4 protein-coding genes are annotated in these 3053 nt (G+C 37.4%); 1 reads left to right on the top strand and 3 read right to left on the bottom strand.

Going from position 1 to position 3053, the window contains the following annotated elements; translation table 11 throughout:
* Positions 1-274: 274 nt before the first annotated feature.
* Entirely contained in the window at positions 275-784 is a 510-nt protein-coding gene (locus CH365_RS19755) for a barstar family protein (RefSeq protein ID WP_100770265.1), read from the bottom strand.
* 276 nt (positions 785-1060) lie between these two features.
* The gene (locus CH365_RS19750; protein WP_244283337.1) at positions 1061-1705 is read right to left on the bottom strand and encodes a hypothetical protein; all 645 of its coding nucleotides are present in this window, start codon (positions 1703-1705) and stop codon (positions 1061-1063) included.
* Positions 1706-1779: 74 nt separating this feature from the next.
* Between CH365_RS19750 and CH365_RS20190 the strand changes: the two genes are divergently transcribed.
* Positions 1780-1851 (top strand): TraY domain-containing protein, encoded by a 72-nt coding sequence (locus tag CH365_RS20190; RefSeq protein WP_125226352.1) that lies wholly within the window; start codon positions 1780-1782, stop codon positions 1849-1851.
* Between the two features lie 52 nt (positions 1852-1903).
* On the opposite strand, the gene CH365_RS19745 is transcribed toward CH365_RS20190, so the two are convergent.
* Entirely contained in the window at positions 1904-2842 is a 939-nt protein-coding gene (locus tag CH365_RS19745) for a hypothetical protein (protein ID WP_165782639.1), read from the bottom strand.
* Positions 2843-3053 lie beyond the last annotated feature (211 nt).

Raw genomic sequence — 3053 nt, 5'->3', positions numbered from 1 at the left:
ACAAGAAAAGGGTGAAAAGCGATCTAACCTTAAGTAGATCTTGATTTGTTCTAAGGTAAAATCTAAAACTTATATAATAAAAAAAGGAAAAGAGATCGCGATATTGCGCCTAACGACCAAGGCTTGACGACGTTTCGCGAGTCCGTAAGCACTTGGCGCGAGTTTTGCTCAGCAAAACGAGTGACAAAGCGAAATGTGCCGAAGGCCAAGCGAGGGTTGCGAAGCAATCCCGATGCGCTGCGTCAGAGCCGATAGTTAGACGCAGTAGCGGCATTTAAAGACCACGATCTTTGTTAAGCCATTCTTTATGATTCCAATTTGCTGATCTTGAACCTAAATTCGAAACAGAAAATTTTGCATCGTGAACTTTCACTATTACAATAAGTCTTTGGCCAATCAAAAGTAGGTTCCTTGACTCATACTCCAAAATATCCAATACACGATGAGCAAATTCCCGATTTTTAGTTGAGAACGTATCGTAGTTAATAAACAAAAGAACTGTTCCAGAATTCTTAGATTCAATATCACTAATACAATCCTGAAACGCTGATAAATTCTCTCCGTAGTAATCTGGAAAGCTCAAATTATGACTAACTGATATATGAAAATCAGCTTCGCTTTCCCAATTATCAGCATTTAATTTGAATATATCATAATTTAGCTCCGAAAGCTCTTTTATATGTTCTTCTAGAATTTTAGTATCCAAATACAAGTTAGTTGCCCCGTTCTGAAGCAACAGCCAATCGATATTCTGGTCATTCCAAGGTTCAATAAATATACTCATATTACTTTAAAATAGCGTTAAGAGATCTTTAGTTTAAGGTTTCAAAAAAATTGAGCCGCTATTGCGTCTAACGACCAAGGCTTGACGACGTTTCGCGAGTCCGTAAGGACTTGGCACGAGACTTGCCACTGCAAGGCGAGTGACAAAGCGAAATGTGCCGGAGGCCAAGCGAGAGTCGCGTAGCGATCTCGAAGCGATGCGTCAGAGCCGAAAGTTAGACGAAGTAACGCCCTGATAAATCTACACACCCATCTTCTGATATTCGTTAAGGATCTTTTATGAGATAAATTCCTTTAACAATTCCCTAACATTTTTAATGATTAATTCTATTTCCTGCCCATACACATCATCGGGACCATTAGAATAAAGAACTTCATAAGCTTTTTTATTTTCATCACTCGAAAGATATGCAGGATACATTTTTGCCTGATTATGCACCATAATGGATTTATTAAGCTTGGCGATAAATTTAGAAATTTTTTCGACTTCTGAAATTACTAAAGCATCGAATACTATCTCGGTGTCTATTTTAGCGACATCTAACCTATCTAATGCATCATTCAGCCGCTTTCCCCTAACAATTCTTAAATAATCTTTTTGATCCAGTTCACTGGAATTAGCTGGTTCTCGTCCTTCAATCTCCTTGAACGCATCATAGTGTTCACTAGTCATATCAATAGATCTACGTACATCTTTAATTCGTGAACGAACTTCTATAAGACTTCTTAGCAATTTCATAGCTGTTTCGTGTTGGTGCTCCCCAGAAATTTGGCGTTTCCAGGTATTCAGTCCTCGCCAAGCAACAATAGAACCAACTATACCCGTAATTCCTAAAAGGATGTTCTTTAACAGCTCGAATATTTCCAAAAGAGAAATATTTTCCAAACCGCAACTGAGCATATAGATTTCTTCTGTAATCAAGAAATTTCCTCCGATTTGTCAGATAAGTTTCGGGCGTTATTTCGTCTAACGACCAAGGTGTTCCGACGTTTGCGATGGCGCGAGTTTGCTCATGCAAACGAAGTGACAGAAGCAAATGTGGCGAAGCCCGAGCGAGAGTTGCGTAAGCAATCTCGAAGCGTAGCGGAAGCACCGATAGTTAGGCGACGGTTTTATTTATTACAAAAGCAATTTTCGAATTTTCTGCCCGATAATATGAATAAATTTAATATTTAATTCAAGTATATTAAGAATTAATACATCGTAAGTTATAATCAGAATAAGACCGAAAACTAAAGTAATTGCTCCATTATTCAAAACATCTTCGAGAAATTCGATTTTTATGCAGTTTAAATAAATATAAGTGTAGCCTGAAGCAATTAGAATCGAAAAAGAATAAATAGATAAAAATGAGGTTTCATATTCAAATATCTTAATTTTTTGCAATTTCTCATTTTGTCCTATGTAAATACTCTCTGACGATTCCGGATCACTCTTCGGAATGATAACTACCTCTCGCCCGAAAACAAATTTTGCAATTTGTTTTAGAACCCAATTAGCCATTATAAAAGGTGAAGAGAGAACATGATATAAGCAATTTTTAATTTTTTGCTTATACTCAGTTATTTTTTCAACATTGCGAATATGCGATTTATATATTTTATCTACTATTTCTTTAGAAGAAATCTTTTTCGACTCATAAAAAAGAGTCTTATTATCCAAATCGGCGATAATGTGAATGGATCGCCCTATAGGATCCGGAGTATTTCTTGACCTACGTAAAGATTCGACAGTCGGACAAAGGCTATCTGAATAATTATATAAAGGATGGTTCGATATATACAAACTAAACTTTGTAGCCTCAACAACTACTTTATATTTATTCGCCTCTCCTTCTATTCTTTGAAATGCAAATACTCTTATTAGACAGACTTCATCTGGAGATCCCTCACTGTTAATGGGAGGTTTAAAAAGAAGATTACTTGCATATTTACGTTTTACACTAAAACCGGGAGACTCGTTTCGGAATTTGAGAAAATCTACGTATTCCTTCACCTCCTTTATTTCAGAGAATAAATCTAAGAAATCAGACTGAGTTAATTCATATTTAGAGTTCATGTTTATAAAACTGTCGCCTAACGACCAAGGCTTATCGACGTTGGCGTGCTGAGCGTCAGCGAAGACAGGCACGAGAATTGCTCTGCAATTCGAGTGACTGAGCCAATGTGCCGCAGGCCAAGCGAGAGTTGCGAAGCAATCTCGAAGCGCAGCGATAAGCCGATAGTTAGGCGCAGTATCGCACCAAACACACTGCACCCAAACCTACTCT

Origin of the sequence: Leptospira neocaledonica (assembly GCF_002812205.1) — a bacterium.
Taxonomy (GTDB): domain Bacteria; phylum Spirochaetota; class Leptospiria; order Leptospirales; family Leptospiraceae; genus Leptospira_B; species Leptospira_B neocaledonica.
The sequence above is the reverse complement of the archived record's forward strand: the minus strand, read 5'-3'. Positions and strand labels throughout refer to the sequence as shown.

What these genes read in the sequence shown, in the direction of transcription:
- CH365_RS19755 (WP_100770265.1), bottom strand. Translation starts at nt 784, where the DNA reads ATGAGTATATTTATTGAACCTTGGAATGACCAGAATATCGATTGGCTG.
- CH365_RS19745 (WP_165782639.1), bottom strand. Translation starts at nt 2,842, where the DNA reads ATGAACTCTAAATATGAATTAACTCAGTCTGATTTCTTAGATTTATTC.